This is a genomic window from Chromobacterium sp. S0633 (assembly GCF_024158805.1).
Taxonomy (GTDB): Bacteria; Pseudomonadota; Gammaproteobacteria; order Burkholderiales; family Chromobacteriaceae; genus Chromobacterium.
In genome coordinates, this window is sequence record NZ_JAMZGH010000044.1 from 1 (window position 1) to 23943 (window position 23943).

Genomic DNA, 23943 nt, shown 5'->3' on the forward strand with positions numbered 1-23943 from the left:
TGGGGAGTCGGGGGCGGGGGGGGGGGCCCTGGGGGGCGCGGGGGGGCGCCGCGCGCGGCCGGGGGGCCGCGGCCGCCCCCACCACCAGCAAGATCAGATCGGCGCGCTTCAGCTGCACGAAGGCCTGCTGATTGTCGAGCAGCGCCGGCGCTTCGATCAGCGCCACCTCGCCGGCAGCGACGCGCGCGTCCCCGGCGGCCAGCCGCGCTGGCACGCCGCGCTCGGCCAGCACCCGCAAAAAATGGCCGGCGACGAAGCTGACGCCCTCGCCGCGCCGCGACGACGCCAGGCCGATGACCAGGCCGTCCCGCGCCAGCCTGTCGGCCGGCAACTGGCTGTACAGGCGATAGACGCTGGCCTCGAAGGCCGGCGGCGGGGTCCGCCCCGGCTCCAGCTCCATCAGCGTGCTCCACAGCGGCACGCCGAAACGGCGCTCTACACCGCCGCCGTCGTGGATGCGCTGGTCCAGCAGATAGCACAGGTAAAGCGCGAACAGGCCCACCGCCAGGCCGGCCGGCGCCGCGGCCAGCAGGATGGCCAGGCTCTTGGGAAACACTCGCGCCGGGCTGAAAGTGGCCTGCTCTATCACCGCGATATTGCTGATGCGGCTATTGTCCAGCTCGCGGTCTATGCGCGCTTTTTCCAGGCTGTCGCGGTAGAGCAGGTAGTTCTTTTCCGCCACCGCCAGATTGCGTTCCAGCCGCGATAGCTCCGGCTCCACGCCGAGAATGCGCGCGCGCTCGTCCTTCAGCTCGGCGATGGCCTTGTCGTAAGCCGCCACCTTGGCCTTCAGCTCGCCGGCGCGCATGCCGCGCTCCAACTTGCCGCGCTCCAGCAGATTGACGAGGTCGCTGGGCGCGCGGTTTTCCGAGCGCTGCACCGTGTCTTTTTCCCGGGCGATCAAGTTCTTAAGCGCAGCGATGTTTTCATCCAGTTCGCGGATGGGCGGCGCGTCCGGCAGATAGGTCTTGAGCTTGTCCAGCCGTTCCAGCTCCAGGCCGTTGAGCTTGAGCTTGAGGTCTTGCCGCGCCGGGTTCAGGCTCAGTTCGCGCTCCTTGACGATTTCGCGCGGCAGCTTGCCGCCGCTGGTCTGGGCGTTGGCGATGCCGCCCTGCATCGCCGTCCACTCCGCCTGATCGGCGCGGCGCGCCGCCTCCAGCTTGTTGAGCTGGTCGGTGAGGCTGTCCAGACGCTCCTTGGAGTTGATGCCGTCGATCTGGCGCAATTGCTGGCCGATCCGCTCCTTGTAGCCGGCGATCTGCTCGGCCAGCTTGCCGCTTTCGGTTTCGTAAAACGCGTACAGGCTTTTGCGCCCCAGCGCGCGGCTGCGCTCGTCGATGTACAGCGCCAGCCATTTGTTCAGCACTTGCCGCGCCACCGCCGGATCGTCCCAGCTGAAAGCGATTTCCATCACCGCCGAGCCGCTTTGGTGGCTGACGCTGAATTGCTTTTCCAGCTTGGCGGCCAGCCGCTCCTGCGGCGTCTGCGTTTCCACCACCCCGATCAGGGCCAGCGCGTCGCGCGCGCCGTCCAGCACAGCGCCGGCCGCCTGCTTTAGCCGGTGCTTGACGGTTTTCCACCAGCCTTGCGGCGGCGGCGAGCGCATCTCGTTCAGGTAGTAGTCGGCCACTTGGTGGATGATGGGGCGGCCGGTCAGCAGCTTTTCCTCGTCGACGATGGGGTCGCGCTGAGTGCTGGGCGCCACCAGCGTCTGACGGTCGGCGTATTCGATCGGCAACGTACTGGTGTCGCGGCCGGGTTTGACCAGCAGCCGCGCTTCGGATTCGTAGCGGGCCGGCAGCAGGAAGGCGCCCAGCGCCGCCACCAGCACGGTGGCGACGAAGGCCCATTTGAACTCGCGCCGGAAGATGAAGAACAGGCGGGCCAGGTCGCGGAAGGAGCGGATTTCTATCATATCGCTATCGCCGGTGCGGACCAGGGGCTAGCCGCCGGCCTTGATGGTGGGGTTGTTCTGGATGTTGACGTTGTTGCTGCCCTTGCCGCCCAGGTCGTAATTCAGTCCTATGCCTATCGCCTTGGAGAAGGGCAGCAGCTGGTTGACGTACATGTCCACGCCTTCCACCGCCTTGCCGATGGCGGACTTGGGCACGAACACGATGTCGCCGCGCTGCAGCATCACCCCGCGCCGTCCGGCGGCCGGGTCCAGCATCCGCGCCAGATCGGTGAAATAAATCTGATACAGGCCGGTCTCGTCCATGCGCAGCAGCGCCACGTGCTCGCTGTCGGCGGACGGCAGCACGCCGCCGGCGCCTATCACCGCCTGTTCGATGCTGGCGGCGGCGCTCAGCTCGAAGGCGGACGGATTGCGCACCGCGCCGCCGACGAAGACGCGGTTGCCCGGCGCGACGGCGATGTTGACGGTGACTTGCGGCTGGCGGTACAGCGCGGACAGCCGCTCGGTGATCTCCGCCCCTATCTCCTCCGGCGTACGGCCGCCGCCGCGGACCAGGCCGGCGTTGGGATAGGAAAAGCTGCCGTCCGGGCGCACGAAGAACAGCGCCATCTCGTCTTTTTCCGCCGGGGATTGCGCGTCGCGGACGATGCGCAGGGTGTCGCCGTTCATCACCCGCGTCGTCGGCGGCGGCAATTGGCTGATGTCGCGCAGCGCCAGCCGCCGCGCTTCCACGGTCTTGGCGTCCGGCAGCGCGATGGTGCTGGGGGTGGAACAAGCCGTCAGTCCGCCCAAAAGGGCGGACAACAAGACGGCGGCGAGCTTGGCGGTGGTCATCGCGTTCATTTCCAGTAAGCGGGGAACATGCTGAGGCGGCGCTTGAGCGCGCGCGGCAGCCAGCGTTCGACATGGCCCAGCCGGTAGCCGGCCAGCTTGAGCGCGCAGCGCAGCAGCACTTCGGACTGCCGCCAGGGCTGGCCGGCGCGGCGAACCGTCTCCAGTTCCGAACGCACAAAGCGCCGCCCTTCCGCGCCGGCGCGGCCGAAGCGTTCGGCGATCCAGCGCTCGCGGCCGTAGAACACGCCGATGTCGAAATAACGGCGCATTTCCTCCCACAGCCCGTAATCGTGGGAATGGTGGACGCAGGCGGCGGCTTCGTAGCGCACCGACCAGCCGGCCAGCAGCATGCGGCCGGCGACGTGAGCGTCTTCGGAGCCGATCACGTCCACGGGGAAACCGCCCACCCCGCGCAGCGCCTCGCGGCGATAAGCGGCGAAGGAGTCCGAGCTGAAACAGGTCTTGATGCCCAGCTCGGCGGCGTCGGCCAGCCGCTTGGTGCGGCTGAACGGCGGATAATTGAAGCGGCGCGCGTGCGCGCCCAGCAAGCCGGCGTCCGGCTGCGGCAGTTGACGGCCGTAGGCGACGCCGATGTCGTCCTCCGCCAGCAGCGCGTCGCGCAAGCGGCGCAGGGCGTCGGGGCCGGCGGGAATGGCGTCCTGGGTCAGATAGATCAGCACTTTGGCGTCGGTCAGCTCGCTGGCCAGCCGGCGGGTGCCTCCGTGATTGAAGTCCGCGGCGCGCACCGGCACCACGCTGGCGCCGGCGGCCAGCAGGCGCGCCCGGCTGCCGTCGCTGGACTCGCTGTCCAGCACCAGCCATTCGTCCGGGCGCAGGCTTTGCGCCGCCAGCGCCGGCAGCAGCCGGTCCAGATGGCGGCCGGCGTTGCGCACCGGCAGGATCAGCGCGGTTCGGCTCACGGCGCGGCCTCCGAACGGCCGTAGTCGTCGGCGAAGCGCACGATGTCGTCCTCGCCCAGGTATTCGCCGCTCTGCACCTCGATCAACACCAGGTCGATCAGGCCGGGATTGCTCAATCTATGGGTTTCGCCGGCGGGAATGAAGGTGGATTCATTGGTGTGCAGCAAGCGCTCTTCTTGGCCGTGGGTCACCATCGCCGTGCCGCTGACCACGATCCAGTGCTCGCTGCGGTGATGATGCATCTGCAAGGACAGCGCCGCGCCGGGCTTCACCACGATGCGCTTGATCTTGTAGCGCTCGCTGTCCGCCAGCACGGTGTAATGGCCCCAGGGCCGCTGCGAGCTCAGGTGCAGCCGCCAGGCCGGGTGGTTCTGCTCCTGCAGCCGCCGCGCCAGCTCCCTCACGTCCTGGCTGCGCTCGCGCTTGGCCACCAACAAGGCGTCCGGGGTGTCCACCACCGCCAAATTGTCCACGCCCAGCATCGCGATCAGCCGGCCGCGGCTCTGGATGAAGCAATCCCGGCTGTCCCGCAGCAAGGCGTCGCCGCTGACGCGGTTGCCGTCCGCGTCAGCCGGGAACTGCTCGGCCAGGCTGTCCCAGTTGCCGATATCGCTCCAGCCCAGCTCGCAGCGCACCACCGCCGCGGCGCGGGTATGCTCCATCACCGCGTAGTCGATGGAAATGTCCGGGCAGCGGCCGAAGCGCTCATGCTCCAGCGCGCGCAGCCTGTGGTCCGCGTGCGGGGACGCCGGGCTGTGCGCCAGGCAGTCCCGCACCGCCGCCAGCACCTGGGGCGCGTGTTCGGCCAGCTCTGCGCACAGCGCGGCGGCGGAAAAACAGAACATGCCGCTGTTCCACAGATGACGGCCGCCGGCCAGATAGCTCTCGGCGGCGGCGCGGTCCGGCTTTTCCACGAAACGCGCCACCTCCTGGCCGTCGGCGCCGATCGCCGCGCCGGCCTCGATATAGCCGAAGCCGGTTTCCGCGCGGCTGGGCGTCAGGCCGAAAACGACGATGCGGCCGGCGGCGGCCAGCCGCGCGGCCTTCTCCACCGCGGCGGCGAAAGCGGCTTCGTCGGCGATCAGATGATCCGCCGGCAACGCCAGCAGCAGCGGATCGGCCTCCGGCTCGCGCTCCAGCAGGTCCGCGGCGGCGGCGGCCAGCGCCGGCGCGGTGTTGCGCCCTTCCGGCTCCAGCAGCAGCTCCAGCGCCAGTCCGCCGGCGTTGACCGCCCGGCATTCGTCCAGGGTGCGCAGCTGCGCCTGCTGATTGGTGATGATCATCACCCGTTTCACCCCCGGCAGGCGCGCGGCGCGCAGAAAGGCTTTCTGCAACAGGCTCTGATCGTCGGCCAGCCGGATGAAGGGCTTGGGAAACGCTTGCCGGGACACCGGCCACAAACGGGTGCCGGCGCCGCCGGACACGATGCAGGGAATCAGTTCTGGTCTTGGGCTTTGCATGGCGGCCTCAATAGGCTTCGTCGGCCGAGAGCACGGCCGGCAGGGTGCGGATCAGGATGTAGGCGTCGAACCACAGCGACCAGTTCTCGATGTATTCGAGATCGTGCGCCACCCGGCGCTCTATCTTGGTCAGCGTGTCGGTCTCGCCGCGGTAGCCGTTGACCTGGGCCCAGCCGGTAATGCCCGGCTTGACCCGGTGGCGGGCGGAATATTCCGCCACCGCGTCCTCGAACAAGACGCCGGCGGCCTTGGTGGCGGTGGCGTGCGGACGCGGCCCCACCATGGACATGCTGCCGCCCAGCACATTGAGCAATTGCGGCAACTCGTCCAGGCTGGTCTTGCGGATGAAACGGCCGACGCGGGTCACGCGCGGATCGCTGCGCGTGGTTTGCGCCTCGGCGTCCGCGTCGGCCTGCTCCACGTACATGGAGCGGAATTTGTAGACCTCGATCAGGCGGTTGTTGTAGCCGTAGCGCCGCTGCCGGAACAACACCGGCCCCGGCGAATCCAGCTTGATCGCCGCGGAGATCAACAACATCAGCGGCGCGGCCAGCGTCAGCGCGCAAGCGGCCAGCAACACGTCCTCGCAGCGCTTGAGCAAGGGCGACCAGCCCTTGAGCGGCCGCTCGGAAATATTGAACATGGGCAGCCCGGCCACCGCGCTCACCCGATGATGGGCGTGCCGCAAGCCCGCCATGTCCGGCGCCAGCAGCACCGTCACCGGCAAGCGCCGCAGCAGGCTGACCAAATCCCCCATCCGCTTGACCGCCGCCCAGGGCAGCGCCACCAGGATTTGCTGCACCTCGCCCTCGCGCACCATCGCCTCCAGCCGCTGCATGCCGCCCAAATAGGGCAGGCCGGCCATCGCGTGCTGCAAACGGTCGGAGCGGTCGTCGACAAAACCAATCACGCAAGCGCGGATGTCCGCGTTCTCCCGCAGGAAGCCGGCCAGCAGGTGGCCGCTGGCGGTACAGCCCAGAATCACCGTGCGTTGCAGGCCCACGCCGCGGCGCACCAGCCGGCGGCACCAGACATGCACCAGCAAGCGCTGCGACAGCAAGAGCGTCAGCGTCGCCGCGAACCAGACCGGCCACAGCCGGTCCGGCAAGGCCGCCAGCGCCGGCGACAACCCGCGCGCCAGCCACAAGACCGCAAACAGCAGCGCGCACGCCGCGGCCAAGGGCCGCAAACGCAGCTGACGCAGAAACATGCCGCCGCCGTAGACGCCAAAAGCCTGAAAAGACAGCAAGGCCAGAACGCCGGCAAGCAGCAAGACCTGCACGGCCTGCCCGCGGGCCTCCGCCGAAACCGGCTCAAGCAGCAGCAAAACGCAGCCGGGCGCCAACACCATCGCCAAATGCGTCAGCCGAGCCAGCAGCCGCAGATAGGTCAAGGTCTCGGGGTAGAACTGCACCAAGCTGTCCACATTGCGAATTCGCATCACATAAACCGTTAAGTTTAATTTGCTTAAACAAAAACGCCTTTTCAGTTTAAAATTTTGCTTAAATGTCTTTAAATCTTTTACGCAATATCGCAGCAAAGCTTCTCCGACGCAACCAGATTTGCGTTACAGTTTGAAATCTGTTGTCAAAAAGAATGTAAAGCGGGCGCTCAAGCTGACTGCGCGGCGATTTATCGATTAAAATCACGACATCACCCCAGAAGGAACGATGCGATGTATCAGTCCGATTTCACCCAATTCATCAACGGCTTCCTGGAAGAACATCCGGAAGTGGACAGCCAGCGCCGCGAACTGCGCCTGACCCTGTGGGATCGTCAAGTGAACGCCGACGACCAGGAACGCTGGAAAGAATCCCGCGTGCCGCAGCAGCCCTATGTCTACCAGCCGGAATAAGCCCGGCTCCCCGCCTGACCCGACGCCCGCGCCGCGGGCGTTTCCGATTGCACTGCACACCCCATGACCAGCCGCACCGTGGCGCTAGACGGCGCCTTGCACGATTACCTGCTGAACATCAGCCTCAGCGAACACCCGGTGATGCGCGATCTGCGCGAATTCACCGCCACCCACCGCATGGCCAAAATGCAGATCGCGCCGGAACAGGGCCAGTTCATGGCCTGGCTGGCGCAGCTGATAGGCGCGCGGCGCTATCTGGAGATCGGCGTATTCACCGGTTACAGCGCGCTGGCGGTGACGCTGGCGATGCCGGAAGACGGCCGCACGCTGGCCTGCGACGTCAGCGAAACCTTCACCGCCATCGCCCGCGACTACTGGGCCCGCGCCGGCGTCGCCGAGCGCATCGAACTGGTGCTGCAACCGGCGCTCGCCACCTTGCGCGAGCAGCTGGACGCCGGCCAGGCCGGCCAGTACGACCTGGCCTTCATCGACGCGGACAAACCCGCCTACCGCGACTATTACGAAGCCTGCCTGCAGCTGGTGCGCCCCGGCGGCGTGATCGCCATCGACAATATTTTCCTGTCCGGCCGCGTGGTGGAGCCCAAGCCGGAAGACCCGCCCGGCGTGCATCTGATGCATGAATTCAACGCCGGCCTGAAGCACGACCCGCGCATCCGCATGTGCGTGCTGCCGGTGGGGGACGGGCTGACCCTGTGCACGCGGCTGGCCTAAGAACCTGTTTACGATCTGCTGCGCGTCGGCGATACGGCGTTGAAACCAAGCTCAAAATGCTCATGTACCACGAGTACATTCCGCTTTTTCGCTTGTTTTCGCCTTGTCTCGCCTTAGCTCGCTAGATCGTAAACACGTTCTAAGCGCCCCCAGGCCGGCGCGGCCATGAACTTTTCATGATCCGCCGCGGTCTGATCCGCTTCCCCCGGACACCTAGACCGGAGCCCGGTGTATCATGACCGCTTGCCAACGCTAACAGACGCTCCATGCTCAATCGCCGTCCCCGCCGCCAGATGAACCAGATGAACGTCGTGCCTTACATCGACGTGATGCTGGTGCTGCTGGTCATCTTCATGGTGACCGCGCCGATGTTCACGCCCGGCGTGATCGAAGTGCCCAGCGTGTCCCAGGCCGCCAGCATCGACACCCGTCCGCTGGAAGTGACCGTGGACGCCCAGGGCAAGATCCAACTGATAGACAACGACCGCAAGACCGACGTCGCCTCCGTCGCCGACCTTGCGGTGCAAATCCAGGCCTTGGGCGCGGCCGAACGCCCGGTGGCCATCTCCGCCGACGCCAACCTCAAGTACGCCGAAGTGGTGCAGATCGCCGACAAACTCCACCAGGCCGGCGTCAAGCGCGTGGCGCTGACGGTCAAGCAGCAGAAGCAGGGATGATGGCCGCAGTGTCCACCTCGCCGCGTCCTTGGTCGCTGATCGTTTCGGTACTGCTGCACGTCGCCGTGGTCGGCCTGCTGCTGTGGGGCGGCTTCCATTCCCAAACCCTGCAGGAACAGGCGCCGGTGGCGCTGGAGCTGTGGACCACCGCGCCGCCGCCGCCCGCGCCGGCCGCGGTGGCCGAACCCAAGCCCGCGCCGGTGGCGGAACCGCCGCGCCCCGTCGTGGCGGAGCCGCCGGCCGACGTCAACCTGGGCCGCGGCAAGAAACCGCCGGAACCGCCCAAGCTCAAGCCGGAACCCAAGCCCGAGCCTAAACCGGAGCCCAAGCCGGAACCGGCGAAGAAGCCCGAAGCGAAAAAAGCGGACAAGCCCGCCGAGAAAAAACCGGAGGCCAAAGCGCCGCCGGCGCCGGCCGCCAAACCGCAGGCCAAGCCCAAACCGTCCAAAACCTACAACCCGGAAGCCGACGACCTGTTGGCCAGCCTGGACAGCCCGCGCACCAGCGGCAAGGCCAATGCGCGCAGCGATCAGGCCGGTTCGCCCAACGGCGTGGCCGGCGGCGCGGCCAACGGCTCGTCGACGGCCAAGGCCGGCTGGATCAGCCGGGTCAAGGCCAAAGTCACCCCGCTGGTGCAAGTGCCGCCGGAACTGAGCGGCAACCCCAAGGTGGTGTTGCAGGTCCGCCTGCTGCCCTCGCTGGAAGTGAACCGGGTGCAGCTGCTGCAAAGCAGCGGCAGCAAGGCTTACGACGACGCGGTGCAAAGGGCGATCTGGGAAGCGAAAACCTTCCCGGCGCTGCCGCCCGGCGCCAATTTCAACGATGGCTACCGGCAGTTCAAGATGGAGTTCCGGCCCAAGTCATAAGGCGGACCAAACACAAGCCATGATGGACCGGCTGCGGCGTCGCCTCATGCCGATAGACTGATTCGAGGGAACTAATGTCCAGCTTCAAAACTCTGTTGAATATGCTGCTCGTCACGCTGGGCCTGATGGCCGCAGGCGGCGCGCAAGCGGAAATGACCATCGAGATCGTCGGCGGCGGGGCCAATCGCCACGCCATCGCCATCGCGCCGTTCAAGGACGAAGCCAACGCCCAGGGCGGCCTGAGCCCGGTGATCAAGAACGATCTGACGATTTCCGGCGTCTTCCGCATGGTGGACGCCGCCGGCGTGGCCAATACGCCGTTTGAGCCAGCCGACATCCGCTACCCGCTGTGGCAGGCCGCCGGCGCGCAGTCCGTCGCCATCGGCAAAGTGGAGGCCGCGAGCGGCGGACAGTTGAAAATCAGTTTCCGGCTGATGGACGTCGCGCAGAAGAAGCAGCTGACCGGCGGCGAATTCACCGTCACCCCGGACCGCACACGCCAGGTGGCGCACGCGATCGCCGACATGATCTACGAGGCGATCACCGGCCAGAAAGGCTTCTTCAACACCCGCATCGTTTACGTGCTGAAGACCGGCGGCAGCTATCTCTTGCAAGTGGCGGACGTGGACGGCGGACGCGCCCAGACCATTCTGCGCTCCAGGGAGCCCATCATCTCCCCCAGCTGGAGCCCGGACGGCGGACGCATCGCCTATGTGTCGTTTGAAAGCAAGAAGCCGGTGGTCTGGGTGCAGAGCCTGGCCACCGGCCAGCGTTTCGCCGCCGCCAACTTCAAGGGCAGCAATTCCGCGCCGGCCTGGAGCCCGGACGGCGGCAAGCTGGCGGTGGTGCTGACCACCAGCGGCAATTCGCAGATTTACGTGATCAACGCCAACGGCGGCGGCGCGCGCAGGCTGATGTACAACGGCGGCATCGACACCGAGCCCACATGGAGCCCGGACGGCGGCAGCTTGTACTTTGTCTCCGACCGCGCCGGCGGCCCGCAGATTTACCGCGTGTCCGCCGATGGCGGCAACGCCCAGCGCGTCACCTGGGAAGGACGCTACAACGTGTCGCCCAAGGTGTCGCCGGACGGCAAGACCCTGAGTTACATCCGTCGCGAGGGAGGCAACTTCCGCGTGATGGCGCAAGACCTGGCCACCAACGACAGCCGCGCGCTGTCGGACAGCGGCTACAACGAACGCCCAAGCTTCGCCCCCAACGGCCGCATGGTGCTGTACGCCAGCGACGCCGGCGGCAAGAGCGTGTTGTACGCCGCCACCACGGATGGCAGCAGCAAAGTGAAATTGGCCGTGATCAACGGCGATGTACAGGACCCGGCTTGGGGCCCATTTAATCGTCCTTAATTGGAGCTATTGATATGAACTGGAAACAACTCGTCCTCGGCACCGCCACCGTTACCCTGCTGGCCGCCTGCGCCAGCACCAAACCAGCTGACACCACCGCCGGCACCCAGCAGCCCACCACGCCGCAGACCACCGCGCCGGTGGACACCGGCAGCGGCAACCAGAACCAGGTGTCCGTGGATCCCTTGAACGATCCCAACAGCCCGCTGGCCAAGCGCAGCGTCTACTTCGGCTTCGACTCCTCCTCCGTTGACGCCAGCGGCAAGCCGGTAGTGGAAACCCACTCCGCCTACCTGAAGCAGAACGCTGACAAAAAAGTCATCATCCAGGGCAACACCGACGCCCGCGGCAGCCGCGAATACAACCTGGCCCTGGGTCAGCGTCGCGCCGAAAGCGTGAAAAAGGCGATGGAAGTGCTGGGCGCCAAGGAAAGCCAGCTGGAAGCGGTCAGCTTCGGCAAGGAAAAACCGCGCGCCACCGGCAACACCGACGCGGACTTCGCCGAGAACCGTCGCGCCGACATCGTGTACCAAGGCCACTAAGCCCAAACCGCCGGCCCGATTCAGGGCCGGCTTTTACAGCCGGACATCGGGCGGATGCGTTTTCACGCGCTTGCCGTTAAGATATCCGGCTGTATTCATTGCCACCCACCTTACAAGCGTCGTCCCCTCCGGGCCGGACGGCGGGACATCCCGGGACAACCATGAAACGGCTCACCCTCTGCAGCGCGCTCTTGCTGGTTCTCACCGGCTGCGCCACCACCGGCGATCTGGAAGAAACCCGCCGCCAGCTGGACCAAGTCAACCGCCAGGCGTCCACCCGGCTCAATGAAGTGGAAAGCAAGCTTTCCAATGAAAAGCTGTTGGAAATGGTCAGCCAGCTGGAAGCGATGAAGGCCGAAGTGGCCAAGCTGCGCGGCGACGTGGAAGTGCTGAACTACAATCTGCAAACCACGCAGAAGCGCCAGAACGACCTGTACAACGATCTGGACGGCCGATTGGGCCATCTGGAGAACAGCGGCGCCAAGCCCATGCCCGCCACGCACGGCGACGCGGCCTCCGGCTCCGCGGACGGCGGCGCCGCCACCAGCCCGGATTACGACAAGGCGCTGAACCTGCTGCGCGCTCGCGACTTCGCCAAGGCCGCCGACGCGCTGCGCGGCTTCATCGAACAAAACCCGCAAGCGCCGCAAGTGGCGGAAGCCACATACTGGCTGGGCGTGTCCCACACCGCGCTGCGCCAATACGACGCCGCCATCGACATCCATCGCCGCTTCGTCGAGCAGTTTCCGGACAACCACTTCGCGCCGGAAGCCCTGCGCAATATCGGCAATTGCCAGCGCGACCTAGGCCAGATGGACCAGGCCAAAGCCACTTACAAACGCCTGATCAAACTGTATCCCAAGACGGACTCCGCCCAAAAAGCGCGCCAACAACTGGCAAAAATGTAACACCCCGGCCGGCTCCCCTCCGGCCGTCATGCCCCATTTTGAAGCCAGCCCGCCGCGGCTGGCTTTGTCTTCCGCGTCGTTTCCGTCGCTGGCAAATAGCTGATTTTTCAATAAAAAATTAAAACACAAATAATTATAACCAATGGTTATCCGCTCGCCGCACCAAAATGGCGCAGCGCTCCGCCTCCCTCTCCTTCCGCCGCCTCCGCTCCCGCTTGCCTTATCCATGCGTTTTCTCTACCAAACATGCTTATCGCATGACAATATATTCGTTCTGGGTTTAAACCCAGGATAAAAATACAAACGACAAGATCTACAAAGGAGTTACCCGTGATGAGAACCACACAAGCAAGCGGAACCCAATGGTTCCGGCTTGGCGCTATCGCCGTGGGCGTAGCGCTGATCGGCGGCCTGTCCGGCTGCGAAGACGACGGCAGCGGCAGCCAGCCCGGCGACGGCTCCAGCCATCATGGCGGCAGCGGCCGCCTGGCGGTGGACATCTTCGGCAACCGCGGCGGCGTGCTGACCGCGGTGCCCAGCGGCCTGTGCCTGGGCCAGCCGCGCGTGCAATGGAGCAACGGCGCCCGCGGCTTCAGCGCCGAAGACAGCGCGCCGGACCAGCCGCTGACCGCCACCGTCAGCTGCGCGCTGACCAGCGCCAGCCAGACCCTGGTGCCGCAGAACGTGTTCAGCGCGCCGTCGGTGTTCGCCGTGCTCAAGGCGGACCGCACGCTGGCGGTCTGGGGCAGCCGCCGCCTGGGCGGCGACACCTCCGCCCTGCCCGCCCAACCCAAGGACGTGGTGGCGGTGGCCGGCAATGAACGCGCGATGGCCGCGCTGCAGGCCGACGGCACCGTCGTCGGCTGGGGCCGCGCCGGCTCCGGCGCCAGTTTCGCCGGCCCGGTGGGCGTAGGCAGCGCCGACGCCACCTCCCCGGTGGCGCCGCTGGGCAAGATCGCCAAGCTGTGGCCCACCAAACGCGGCTTCGTCGCGCTCAACGGCGACGGCAGCGCCACCAGCTGGGGCAATATCGAAACCACCTTCGACGGCAGCGGCGGCTCCAAATCCATCTCCTCCTACTTCGACGCCGCCCGACTGGCCGCGCTGAAGGACGTCGCCAGCGTCAGCCACAATCTGGGCGCGGTGGCGGTGCTGAAGAAGGACGGCAGCGTGCTCGCCTTCGGCGATCCCAATTCCGGCGGCGACGCCTCGCCGCTGGCCGCCAAACTCAACAATGTGGCCAGCATCGCCGCCACCGACTACAACTTCGCCGCGCTGAAAAAAGACGGCAGCGTGGTGGTGTGGGGCCTGAACTGGGACGGCCAGACCAGCGACTACTACGACGGCAGCGAGCCCATGCCCGCCGGCGTCAGCGCCGTGCAGACCAACCTCAACGTCTTCGCCGCGCTGAAGCAGGACGGCTCGGTGGCCACCATAGGCAGCGCCTATTTCGACCGCGGCGCCGACACCGGCCCGGTGGCCGGCAACCTGGCCGGCGTGGCCAAGCTCTACGCCAGCAAGACCGCCTTCGCCGCCTTGCGCAAGGACGGCAGCGTGGTCACCTGGGGCGACAGCGCCCGCAACGACGCCAGCGGCGTGCAACACCAGCTCAACCGCGTGCGCGCCATCGCCTCCACCGAGCTGGCCTTCGCCGCGCTGCGTCAGGACGGCAGCGTCGTGACCTGGGGCGACGAACTGCGCGGCGGCGACAGCAGCGCGGTGCGGCACCGCCTGCGCGATGTGGTGGCCGTGTTCGCCAACGACTACGCCTTCGCCGCCTTGAAGGCCGACGGCAGCGTGGTCACCTGGGGCGCGCCCACCCACGGCGGCGACAGCTCCGCCGTCCGCTCGCGCCTGGTCAATATCCGCGCCATTTACAGCACTCCGCTCGGCGGCTTCCTCGCCGTGGCCAAGGACGGCAAGTTCGTCGCCTGGGGCAGCCCGTCCGCCGGCGGCAATGCCCCGGCCGGCCTCGCCGCCATCCCCTACGTCAAGAACTAAGCCGTCGCCGCATTGGAGCAATAACACATGAACCGCAAAACCTCGCTGTCCCTGCTGACCGCCGCGCTGCTGGCCGGCGCCGGCGCCGACATCGCCGCCGCGGCGCCCTCCGCCGCCGGCATCACCGGCATCATCGTCAAATACCACAGCGTCTCCCAGCTGCAACTGACCCAGGCTCGCATCGCCAACGGCGGCCGCGCCCCGTCCAGCCGCCCAGCGGATTTCGCCGCCCGCACCCAACGCGTGCAGCAACTGAGCGGCAGCCCGCTGCAATTCCATCACCAGATGGGCACCGGCGCCTACGTCTATCAAAGCGGCAAGGCGATGAGCGTGGCCGAAGCCCAGACCCTGGCGCGCAAGATCCAGCAAGACCCGGCGGTGGAATACGCCGAGCCGGACTTCGTCATGAGCCCCAACTACCTGCCCAGCAGCCCGCTCTACGCGGCCAAGCAATGGGATATGCAGGCCAGCGCCGGCGAACCGGGCGCGATGAACCTGCCGGCGGCCTGGGACCTGTCGCTGGGCGCCGGCGTCACCGTGGCGGTGCTGGACACCGGCTACCGTCCGCACGCCGACCTCAAGCCCAATCTGCTGGAGCCGGGCTACAACTTCATCTCCGATCCCAAGCGCGCGCGCCTGCCGGCGGTGGCGCAGACCAATGCCGACGGCAGCCCGCTGCTGGACAGCAACGGCCAACCGGTGCAAAACGCGCGCACCAACAACGGCCTGGATCAGGGCGATTACAGCGACGGCAGCCTGTGCCGCGCCGGCAACAGCAGCTGGCACGGCACTCACGTGGCCGGCACCATCGCCGCGGCCGCCGGCGACGCCAACGGCCTGACCGGCGTGGCGCCCAAGTCCAAGCTGCTGCCGCTGCGCGTGCTGGGCCAATGCGGCGGCGCCAGCTCGGACATCGCCGACGCCATGCTGTGGGCGGTGGGCGCCACCGTGCCCGGCGCGCCGGTCAACGCCAATGTGGCGCGGGTGCTGAGCATGTCGCTGGGCGGCGCCCAGCCGTGCAGCCGCACCTACCGCGACGCCATCCAGCAGGTCAACGCCCGCAACGGCGTGGTGGTGGTGGCCGCCGGCAACGCGATGAAGAACGTGCGCAACACCAACCCGGCCAGCTGCCCCGGCGTGATCACCGTCGCTTCCAACGGCAAGTCCGGCGGCATCGCCTCCTACTCCAACTACGGCGCGATCACCACCGTCACCGCGCCGGGCGGCGACCTCAACAGCGGCGACCCCGGCATCTATTCCACGCTGAACAGTGGTACTACCGTGCCGGGCGCGGACAGCTACGCCGCCTTCCAGGGCACCTCCATGGCCACGCCCCACGTGGCCGGCCTGGTGGCGCTGATGCTGTCCTCCAACCCCAGCCTCAACTGGAAAGCGGTGCGCAACATCCTGATCAAGACTGCCCGCCAACCGGCGGCGGATTGCGAAGGTTGCTCCGCCGGCATCACCGACGCCGCCGCCGCGGTGCGCGCGGCCAAAGCCAACTAAGCCGGCCGGCGGTCGGCGCCCCGGCGCCGGCCGCCGGTTCGCTTGCGGCTTCCTTTCCCTGCACACCGGGAGCCTGCCGCCGCGGCTCTGGCCCAAAACCAGACGGCGGCGGCTTTTTTCTCAACGCTTTCAGGGCGCGCTTACGATCTCGCGAACCAAGACATGACATGGCGTTGCGGTGGGGAAAGCGGAATGCACACACGGTACATGAGCATTTTGAATGCCATACTCACCGTGCCACGTCTCACGACGCGCAGCAGATCGTAAACAGGTTCTTAGGTATCATTCAGTATCCAAACCCATCCCGCCGCGAGCCCGCCATGCCCCTGCCCACCCCGCCCCTGCCGGATTCCCTATCCCTTGCCGCCTTCCTCCTATTGGCCCTGGCCTTGCTGGCCGAAAGCCTGCGCCTGCGCTGGCCCTCCCGCCTGGCCGCGCTCAGCAGCGCCGGCGTCGCCGTCGCCTGCGGCCTGGTGCAGCCCTTGGGCGCCGCGGCCCTCCTCGCCGCCCTCGCCGTCAGCCTGGCCGCGCGCCACTACCGGCGGCCGGAGCTGTGGCTGGTCTGGATCGCGCTGCTGCTGGCGCTGGCGCTGCACGCCTTGCCCGGCTTCAACAACCCGCTGCTGTGGCAGGGCCTGAGCACGCCGAACAGCGCGCCCTACCGGCTGTACTGGAGTTACGACAAGGGCGCCGCCGGCTGGCTGCTCTTGATGGTGCTGGCCGCCAGCCCGCAAGTGGAGCGGCGCTGGGGCCCGGCGGCGGCCGGCGTCGGCGCGCTGCTGCTGCTGGTCGTGCTGGGCCTGGCCAGCGTGGCCGGCGTCATCGCCTGGGCGCCGAAATGGCCGCATTGGCTGCTGCCCTGGCTGTTCGCCAACTTCTTCCTGGTTTCGCTGGCCGAGGAAGCCTTCTTCCGCGCCGGCCTGCAACGCTGGCTGGAATTGCGCACCGAGCCCTTTCCCGCCCTGATGGCCGCCGCGGTGGCCTTCGGCCTGGTCCACGTCGCCGGCGGCTGGGTCTGGGTGGGGCTCGCCACCCTGGCCGGCCTGGGTTACGGCCTGGTCTACGCCGCCACCCGCCAGGTCTTGTGGGCGGTGCTGGCCCATGTCGCCTTCAACGCTGTGCACCTGATTCTGTTCACTTATCCGCGGCTGATGTGATATGCCCTAAGTACCTTGATGTCAAAATAAAAAACCATAACGGCAGCAGGCCCCAATCGGGTAAAATCCCGGCTTTAGCCTCAACCAGCGAGCTTCTCCGCCATGATTGAAGTCGGCATCGTGATGGGTAGCAACAGCGATTGGGAAGTCATGCAGAACGCCGCCCGCGTGCTCAAAGACTTCGGCATCGCCTGTGAAACCCGCGTCGTCTCCGCCCACCGTACTCCCGACCTGCTGTTCCAATACGCAGAAACCGCTGCCGAGCGCGGCCTGAAGGCCATCATCGCCGGCGCCGGCGGCGCCGCCCACCTGCCGGGCATGCTGGCCGCCAAGACCCATGTGCCGGTGCTGGGCGTGCCGGTGCCGTCCAAATACCTGCGCGGCGAGGATTCCCTGCTCTCCATCGTGCAAATGCCCAAGGGCATCCCGGTGGCCACCTTCGCCATCGGCGAGGCCGGCGCCGCCAACGCCGCGCTGTTCGCCGTGGCCATGCTGGCCGCCACCCGCCCGGAACTGGCGGAACAACTGATCGCCTTCCGCCGCAAGCAAGAAGAAACCGTGCTGGCGATGACCCTGCCGGAGATCGAATAATGGCCGCCATCCTGCCCCCGGCGATGCTGGGCATCCTGGGCGGCGGCCAGTTGGGCCGCATGTTCGCCGTCGCCGCCAAGACCATGGGCTACCGCGTCACCGTGCTGGATCCGGATGAAGCCGCGCCGGCGGCGGACTTCGCCGACCGCCACCTGTGCGCGCCGTTCAACGATCCGGCCGCGCTGGAAGACCTGGCCAAGAGCTGCGCCGCCGTCACCACCGAATTCGAGAACGTCAACGCCGACGCGATGCGCCTGCTGGCCAAGACCACCCGCGTGTCCCCGTCCGGCGACTGCGTCGCCATCGCCCAGGACCGCATCGCGGAAAAAGCCTGGATCGCCAAGGCCGGCCTGCCCACCGCGCCCTATCTGGCCATCCAGAGCGTGGAAGACATCCAGGTCGAACTCTCGCCCTATCTGCCCGGCATCCTGAAAACCGCGCGTCTGGGCTACGACGGCAAAGGCCAGGTGCGGGTGAGCACCGCGGCCGAGGCGCGCGCCGCCTACGCCAACCTGGGCGGACAGGCCTGCGTGCTGGAAAAAATGCTGGACCTGCAGCTGGAAGTGTCCGCCATCGTCACCCGGGTCAGCGCCACCCAGAGCGCGGTGTTCCCGGTGGCCGAGAACATCCACGCCGACGGCATCTTGGACGAATCCATCGTGCCGGCGCGCATCAAGCCGGCGCTGGCGGCCGAAGCGCAAGCCATGGCGATGCGGCTGGCCGAGGCGCTGGACTACGTTGGCGTGCTGGCGGTGGAATTCTTCGTGCTGGCCGACGACAGCCTGGTGGTCAACGAAATCGCGCCGCGGCCGCACAACTCCGGCCATTACACGCTCACCGCCTGCCTGACCGACCAGTTCCAGCAACAGGTGCGCGCAATGTGCGGCCTGCTGCCGGGCCGCACCGAGCTGCTCAGCCCGGTGGTGATGGTCAATCTGCTGGGCGATGTGTGGAAGGACAACGGCGCCCAGCCCAATTGGGACGTGCTGGCGGAAGCGCCCAACGCCCAACTGCATCTGTACGGCAAGAAAAGCGCGCGCCCCGGCCGCAAGATGGGCCACTTCAATGTGATGGCGGCTACGGCCGACGAAGCCTTGGATCAGGCCCGGGCCTTGAAGGATACCTTGTAAGCAGATGGCGAAGCTTTCCGGCTTCGCCATTTTTTCGCCATGAAGCTGAACGGACTCAATCACCTGACCCTGGCGGTGCGCGATCTGGAGCGCGCCTGGGACTTCTACGCCCTCACCCTGGGCTGCCAGCCCCACGCGCGCTGGGACGGCGGCGGCTATCTGAGCCTGGACGGCCTGTGGCTGTGCCTGTCCTTGGACCCGGCCGCCGCGCCAGCCCCCGGCTACACCCATTACGCCTTCGGCGTGGACGCCGCCGACTTCCCGGCCTGGCGCGAACGCCTGGCCGCCGCCGGCGTCCGTCAATGGCGGGACAACCGCAGCGAAGGCGACTCGCTCTACTTCCTGGACCCGGACGGCCATCAGCTCGAGCTGCACGTCGGCAGCCTCGCCTCGCGGCTGGCCGCCTGCCGCGCCCGGCCTTACGCCGGCATGCGCTTCTTCGACGAGGCGCCGGCATGAACGCCGACATCGCCGCGCTGCGCGCCGGACTGAGCGCCGCCGCCGTCCCGGAACAGGCCGCGCCGATGCGCGCCTATATGCGCGGGCAGTTCGACTTTCTCGGCGTGCCCACGCCGGCGCGCCGCAAGGTGTCCACGCCCTGGATCCGCGCGCTGAAGACCCAAACCGCGGAATACTGCCTGGAGCTGGCCGAACAACTGTGGCGGCAGCCGGAACGCGAATTCCAATACGCGGCGGTGGACCTGCTGACCGCGCGCGCCGAGGCACTGCCGGCCGCCAGCCTGCCGCGGCTGCTGACCCTGGCCGCCGCCAAGCCCTGGTGGGACTGCGTGGACGGCTTGGCCGCCTGGGTGGTCGGCACGCTCGCGCGCCAACACCGCGATCTGCAACACGATATGGACGCGCTCAGCGGCGACGCCGACTTCTGGCTGCGCCGCGTCGCCATCCTGCACCAGCTGCGCTGGAAAACCGACACCGACGCCGAACGCCTGTTCCGCTACTGCGCCGCCAATGCCGGCGACGCCGAATTCTTCATTCGCAAGGCCATAGGCTGGGCCTTGCGCGAATACGCTTACACCGACGCCCGCGCCGTGCGCGCCTTTGTCGCGGCCACGCCGCTATCCGGGCTCAGCCGGCGCGAAGCCTTGAAACACATTGCCCGCTCCACCGAGGATTTCCGATGACCGGACTCAACACCACCCAACTGACCAGCTTGAAGAAAATCTACTCCGGCAAGGTCCGCGACCTGTACGAGATCGACGACCAGCGCATGCTGATGATCGCCACCGACCGGCTGTCCGCCTTCGACGTGATCCTGGACGATCCCATTCCCGGCAAGGGCCAGATCCTCACCGCCATCTCCAACTTCTGGTTCGACAAGCTCAAAGATCTGGTGCCCTGCCACCTGACCGGCGATGCGCCGGAAGACGTGGTCTCCGCCGCCGACCTGCCGCAAGTGACCGGCCGCGCCGTGGTGGCCAAGCGCCTGAAACCGGTGCCGATCGAAGCCGTGGTGCGCGGCTACCTGGCCGGCTCCGGCTGGAAGGAATACCGCCAAAGCGGCACCGTCTGCGGCCTGGCGCTGCCGGCCGGCCTGCGCGAGGCCGACAAGCTGCCCGAACCCATCTTCACCCCGTCCACCAAGGCGGCGGTGGGCGACCACGACGAAAACATCAGCTACCAGCGCTGCGAGGAAATCGTCGGCGCCGAGCTGGCCGCCCAGGTGCGCGACACCGCGATCAAGCTCTACCGCGCCGCCGCCGAATTCGCCGCCAGCCGCGGCATCATCATCTGCGACACCAAGTTCGAGTTCGGCCTGGACGAGAACGGCGTGCTGACGCTGATGGACGAGGCGCTGACCCCGGACTCCAGCCGCTTCTGGCCGGCGGACAGCTACGCGCCGGGCGGCAACCCGCCGTCCTTCGACAAGCAGTTCGTGCGCGACTGGCTGGAAGCCTCCGGCTGGAACAAGCAGGCGCCGGCGCCGACGGTGCCGCTGGAGGTGCGCGAGAAGACCGCGGCCAAGTATAGGGAAGCGCTGGACAGGCTGACCGCCTGAGAACCTGCTTACGATCTGCTGCGCGTCGGCGATACGGCGTTGAAAACCGTTTCGAAATGCTCATGTACCGTATGTACACTCCGCTTTCTCAGCAGTTTTCGCCTTGTCTCGCCTTAGCTCGCGAGATCGTAAACAGATTCCAAGTTTCCACCCAAGCCCCGCCCCGGCGGGGCTTGCTTTTTAAGCCGTTTCATATGACATTGGCGACTCAATCCCGCGACAGGAAACCCCGATGAAAACCGCCCTGCTGATCATCGACGTGCAAAGCGGCATGTTCGACCACGAACCCCGCGCCGACCACGCCGACGCCGTCATCGCCCGCCTCAATCAACTGGCCGCCGCCGCGCGCGCGGCCGGAACGCCGGTGGTCTGGGTTCAGCATGAACGCGCCAGCGCGCCGCTGATCCACGGCTCGGCGGAATGGCAATTGGCCCGCGGCCTGGACGCCCAGCCGGACGACCACTACCTGCGCAAGACCACGCCGGACTCCTTCCTGCGCACCGGCCTGCATCAGCAACTGCAACAATGGGGCGTCGGCCAACTGGTCATCGCCGGCTACGCCAGCGAATTCTGCATCGACACCACCACCCGCAGCGCGGCGGCCCACGGCTACGCCATCATCCTGGCCAGCGACGCGCACACCACCCACGACAAGGACCACGCCAGCGCCGCCCAGATTCGCGCCCATGAAAACGCCACCCTGCCCAAGCTGGGCAGCTTCGGCGTGCCCATCCTGCTGCGCGCGGCGGCCGAGATCGCCTTCCCCGCCAGCGCCTGACCGCTCCGCATGCCCATCGCCCAGCCCACCCTCAACACGCCGCGCCTGCTGCTGTTGCCGGCTCAGCCGGCGCAGGCGCGCGCGATGCTGGATTTCCACGTCCGCAACCGCCAGCACTTCGAACCCTGGGACCCCAAGCCCGGCGACATGTTCTTCACCGAGCTGTACTGGACCATGCAGCTGCGCCAGCGCGCCCGCGACTGGGAAGAAGGCCGCGGCGGCCGCTTCCTGCTGGCGCTGCACGCCGAGCCGGAACGGGTGATCGGCAGCGTCGGCCTCAGCAATATCAGCCGCGGCGCCTTCCAATCCTGTCACCTGGGCTATGGGCTGGACCAGCACTGCCAGGGCCAGGGCCTGATGCGCGAAGCGCTGGAAGCGGTGATACGCTGCGCCTTCGACACCCTCAGGCTGCACCGGGTCCAGGCCAACTACCAGCCACACAATCTGCGCAGCGCCGGCCTGCTCAAGCGGCTGGGCTTCGAGATCGAAGGCCACGCCAAAAATTATCTCTATCTGAACGGCGCCTGGCGCGACCACGTGCTGAGCTCGCGGCTGAATCCGGACTTCGACCCGGAACACATGCTGGCCTGAGCGCCTGTCCACCATCCGCTGCGCATCAGTAGGACGAGTAGCCACGCTAAAAGCCTGTGCACGACCTGTTCAGTGTTTTGGCCCTGGCTTGGCGCACAGGACACCGCCGATCCGAAGCTCTCCAAGACCTCCGCGTGGGTATCGCTGCGCTCCACCCACCCTACTCATGGCAAACGGTCGTGCGTAGGGTGGGTGGAGCCGCAGGCGATACCCACCAGCACCCGCGGTTGAGGATTACGCCAACCAAGGCGAAACAAGGCCTTGCTCGCGACACGCAACGGATCGTAAACAGGTTCTAAGACGTGACCGTCTCCAGCCTCTCCATCGCCCCCTGCAAACGCTGCTGCAAAGGCTCCAGCAAGGCCCACAGCGCCTTGCCGCGCACTTGCGCGTTTTCGGTGTGACGCAGCATCAACAGCACCGCGCCCAAGGCCTCATTGCATTGACGCAACTCTTCGGCGATATCGTCGTAATGCTCGCAGCAACGAGCTAAATGAATCAGAACGGGATCGATGGCGGCAAGCGCGGTATTTTCCGAACGCAGACCTTGCAGATGTTTGACGGTCTTGATCAGACGGCTGGCCGCTGGGAGAGCGGCTGGAGATTGAGCGGCCTCCTTGGGCGGAGGCGGTTTGGAAAGCAGGGATAGAACTGACAATAGAGGCATGACGGGCTCCGATCCAAAATGAGCCTGCCATCCCGCTTCCAATCACGATGGGCAGGCATATGACAGGGTTGGAAGGCAGGCGAATCGGAGCCAGCAGGCCAAAGGCCTCCCTGCCATAACCTGCCCTGATGGGCGCAGCTATAGCGTGGCATTGGGATGATATCCCCCGATTCTATTCAGGCTTCCATTCCTGATGCCACGCTGTATGAAACGGCACGCGGCTCATGGTGCCCACCCAGCTTGGTCTGGTCAAGCGCGGCGCGTCCGGGAAGGCCTAGCAAAACGGCCCCCACCCCATGGCGGCGAACAGGCCAGGACATTTGGATAGCGCTTGCCAGCATCCTTGCGCCATGTTCTGCTGTGAAGCCGCCGCTTCGCCGCAACCCTGATGCCGCGGCGCAGTCAAAACAGGCCATAAAAGGGCTCAACACCATGCAAACCTTCCATCTGAACGCCGACGACGGGGAAATCCTGCACGCCGCCTGCTGGCTGCCGGACGGCGCGCCGCGCGCCGTGGTGCTGATCTCCCACGGCATGAGCGAATACGCGGTGCGCTACCACCGCTTCGCCCAAACCCTGACCGCCGCCGGCTACGCGGTCTACGCCCACGACCACCGCGGCCACGGCGCCGCGCCGCGGCTGCGCGGCCATTTCTCTGCCGACGGCGGCTGGGACAAGGTGGTGGCCGACGTGGACACCCTGCGCCGCCACGCCACGGAACGCCATCCCGGCCTGCCGGTGGCGCTGTTCGGCCACAGCATGGGCTCCTTCATCGCCCGCGCCTATTTCCTGCGCCACGGCGCGGCGCTGTCCGGCCTGGTCCTGTCCGCTACCGGCTACCGCCAGTGGCCGCTGGCCTGGCTGCTGCGCGGCCTGGCGCGGCTGGTGGCCCGCTTCGGCAGCCCGGAACGCCCCAGCCGGCTGCTGGCGCGGCTGGTCTTCGGCAGCTTCAACCTGGGCTTTCTGCCCGCCCGCACCGGCATGGACTGGCTGAGCCGCGACCCGGCGGAAGTGGACAAATACCTGGCGGACCCGCTATGCGGTTTCGACCCCTGCCCCGGCCTGTGGATAGATTTGTTCGGCGGCATCATCGCCATGGAACGCGGCGAGGCGAGCGGCGACAGCCTGCCGCGCCGCTGTCCGGTCTGGCTGCTGGCCGGCAGCCGCGACCCGGTCAGCCTGGGCAAGCTGGGCCTGGGCCAGCTGGAAATCCGCTACCGCGAGGCCGGCCTGCTCGACGTGCAGACCACGGTCTACCCCGGCGGCCGCCACGAAATGCTGAACGAAACCAACCGCGTGGAAGTGGAGCAGGACATGCTGCGCTGGCTGGAGCGGATTAGCGCGCAGCCGGCCAGTTAGACAGGCGCATTGAAACCAGCGCCCAAGCGCGCCGGCGCGAATTGGACTAAAATCCGGCGATTCGTTTTTCGCA

The 23943-nt window shown here is 67.0% G+C and carries 24 protein-coding genes; 18 read left to right on the forward strand and 6 right to left on the reverse strand.

Features of this window, described 5'->3' with window-relative positions; all coding sequences use genetic code 11:
- The 5 genes from NK214_RS20195 to NK214_RS20215 form a co-directional block, all read right to left on the reverse strand.
- Positions 1 to 1915, reverse strand: a 1915-nt coding sequence (locus tag NK214_RS20195; RefSeq protein ID WP_253315343.1) for a hypothetical protein, incomplete at its 3' end; no start/stop codon positions are given.
- Between the two features lie 27 nt (positions 1916 to 1942).
- Complete coding sequence (locus tag NK214_RS20200) at positions 1943 to 2749, reverse strand: polysaccharide biosynthesis/export family protein (RefSeq protein WP_253315344.1); 807 nt, start codon at positions 2747 to 2749, stop codon at positions 1943 to 1945.
- A 5-nt stretch (positions 2750 to 2754) separates the two neighbouring features.
- Positions 2755 to 3669, reverse strand: a complete 915-nt coding sequence (locus NK214_RS20205; RefSeq protein WP_235085160.1) for a glycosyltransferase family 2 protein — start codon at positions 3667 to 3669, stop codon at positions 2755 to 2757.
- A complete protein-coding gene (locus tag NK214_RS20210; protein ID WP_253315345.1) occupies positions 3666 to 5129 on the reverse strand; it encodes a mannose-1-phosphate guanylyltransferase/mannose-6-phosphate isomerase in 1464 nt (487 codons plus the stop codon). The genes NK214_RS20205 and NK214_RS20210 overlap by 4 nt, the downstream gene beginning before the upstream one ends.
- Before the next feature lie 7 nt (positions 5130 to 5136).
- A complete protein-coding gene (locus NK214_RS20215) occupies positions 5137 to 6570 on the reverse strand; it encodes an undecaprenyl-phosphate glucose phosphotransferase (RefSeq protein ID WP_107801480.1) in 1434 nt (477 codons plus the stop codon).
- A gap of 234 nt (positions 6571 to 6804) precedes the next feature.
- Here NK214_RS20215 and NK214_RS20220 point away from each other — a divergent pair, with 234 nt between their 5' ends.
- From NK214_RS20220 to NK214_RS20300, 17 genes are all read left to right on the forward strand, one after another.
- A complete protein-coding gene (locus NK214_RS20220) occupies positions 6805 to 6984 on the forward strand; it encodes a DUF3460 family protein (protein ID WP_235085168.1) in 180 nt (59 codons plus the stop codon).
- A 63-nt stretch (positions 6985 to 7047) separates the two neighbouring features.
- A complete protein-coding gene (locus NK214_RS20225) occupies positions 7048 to 7716 on the forward strand; it encodes a class I SAM-dependent methyltransferase (RefSeq protein ID WP_253315346.1) in 669 nt (222 codons plus the stop codon).
- Between the two features lie 266 nt (positions 7717 to 7982).
- A complete protein-coding gene (locus NK214_RS20230; protein WP_227106289.1) occupies positions 7983 to 8393 on the forward strand; it encodes a biopolymer transporter ExbD in 411 nt (136 codons plus the stop codon).
- Positions 8390 to 9259 (forward strand): energy transducer TonB, encoded by an 870-nt coding sequence (locus tag NK214_RS20235; RefSeq protein ID WP_253315347.1) that lies wholly within the window; start codon positions 8390 to 8392, stop codon positions 9257 to 9259. The genes NK214_RS20230 and NK214_RS20235 overlap by 4 nt, the downstream gene beginning before the upstream one ends.
- A gap of 74 nt (positions 9260 to 9333) precedes the next feature.
- Positions 9334 to 10623: a Tol-Pal system beta propeller repeat protein TolB gene (gene tolB / locus NK214_RS20240; RefSeq protein WP_253315348.1), complete on the forward strand. Its 1290-nt coding sequence runs from the start codon at positions 9334 to 9336 to the stop codon at positions 10621 to 10623.
- A gap of 14 nt (positions 10624 to 10637) precedes the next feature.
- On the forward strand, positions 10638 to 11165 hold the full coding sequence (pal, locus tag NK214_RS20245; RefSeq protein ID WP_107801475.1) for a peptidoglycan-associated lipoprotein Pal: 528 nt from the start codon (positions 10638 to 10640) through the stop codon (positions 11163 to 11165).
- 161 nt (positions 11166 to 11326) lie between these two features.
- On the forward strand, positions 11327 to 12073 hold the full coding sequence (gene ybgF / locus NK214_RS20250; RefSeq protein ID WP_107801474.1) for a tol-pal system protein YbgF: 747 nt from the start codon (positions 11327 to 11329) through the stop codon (positions 12071 to 12073).
- Between the two features lie 333 nt (positions 12074 to 12406).
- A complete protein-coding gene (locus NK214_RS20255; protein ID WP_146176773.1) occupies positions 12407 to 14074 on the forward strand; it encodes a hypothetical protein in 1668 nt (555 codons plus the stop codon).
- Positions 14075 to 14101: 27 nt separating this feature from the next.
- Entirely contained in the window at positions 14102 to 15580 is a 1479-nt protein-coding gene (locus tag NK214_RS20260; RefSeq protein WP_107801472.1) for a S8 family peptidase, read from the forward strand.
- Positions 15581 to 15900: 320 nt separating this feature from the next.
- Positions 15901 to 16737, forward strand: coding sequence for a CPBP family intramembrane glutamic endopeptidase (locus tag NK214_RS20265; RefSeq protein ID WP_253315349.1), 837 nt, complete (start codon positions 15901 to 15903; stop codon positions 16735 to 16737).
- 102 nt (positions 16738 to 16839) lie between these two features.
- The gene (purE, locus tag NK214_RS20270; protein ID WP_191186231.1) at positions 16840 to 17328 is read left to right on the forward strand and encodes a 5-(carboxyamino)imidazole ribonucleotide mutase; all 489 of its coding nucleotides are present in this window, start codon (positions 16840 to 16842) and stop codon (positions 17326 to 17328) included.
- Complete coding sequence (locus tag NK214_RS20275; RefSeq protein WP_227106279.1) at positions 17328 to 18458, forward strand: 5-(carboxyamino)imidazole ribonucleotide synthase; 1131 nt, start codon at positions 17328 to 17330, stop codon at positions 18456 to 18458. The genes purE and NK214_RS20275 overlap by 1 nt, the downstream gene beginning before the upstream one ends.
- Before the next feature lie 39 nt (positions 18459 to 18497).
- Positions 18498 to 18917, forward strand: coding sequence for a fosfomycin resistance glutathione transferase (locus tag NK214_RS20280; RefSeq protein ID WP_253315350.1), 420 nt, complete (start codon positions 18498 to 18500; stop codon positions 18915 to 18917).
- Positions 18914 to 19600: a DNA alkylation repair protein gene (locus NK214_RS20285; RefSeq protein WP_107801467.1), complete on the forward strand. Its 687-nt coding sequence runs from the start codon at positions 18914 to 18916 to the stop codon at positions 19598 to 19600. Before NK214_RS20280 ends, NK214_RS20285 begins: the two co-directional genes overlap by 4 nt.
- Entirely contained in the window at positions 19597 to 20475 is an 879-nt protein-coding gene (locus NK214_RS20290) for a phosphoribosylaminoimidazolesuccinocarboxamide synthase (RefSeq protein ID WP_253315351.1), read from the forward strand. The genes NK214_RS20285 and NK214_RS20290 overlap by 4 nt, the downstream gene beginning before the upstream one ends.
- A gap of 232 nt (positions 20476 to 20707) precedes the next feature.
- Positions 20708 to 21253, forward strand: a complete 546-nt coding sequence (locus tag NK214_RS20295; RefSeq protein WP_107801465.1) for a cysteine hydrolase family protein — start codon at positions 20708 to 20710, stop codon at positions 21251 to 21253.
- A gap of 9 nt (positions 21254 to 21262) precedes the next feature.
- Positions 21263 to 21844: a GNAT family N-acetyltransferase gene (locus tag NK214_RS20300; protein WP_253315352.1), complete on the forward strand. Its 582-nt coding sequence runs from the start codon at positions 21263 to 21265 to the stop codon at positions 21842 to 21844.
- A gap of 295 nt (positions 21845 to 22139) precedes the next feature.
- Here the strand turns inward: NK214_RS20300 and NK214_RS20305 are convergent, their stop codons facing one another.
- Positions 22140 to 22511, reverse strand: a complete 372-nt coding sequence (locus NK214_RS20305; RefSeq protein WP_227106267.1) for a hypothetical protein — start codon at positions 22509 to 22511, stop codon at positions 22140 to 22142.
- 432 nt (positions 22512 to 22943) lie between these two features.
- On the opposite strand from NK214_RS20305, the gene NK214_RS20310 reads away from it, so the two are divergent.
- Entirely contained in the window at positions 22944 to 23870 is a 927-nt protein-coding gene (locus tag NK214_RS20310; RefSeq protein ID WP_253315353.1) for an alpha/beta hydrolase, read from the forward strand.
- Positions 23871 to 23943 lie beyond the last annotated feature (73 nt).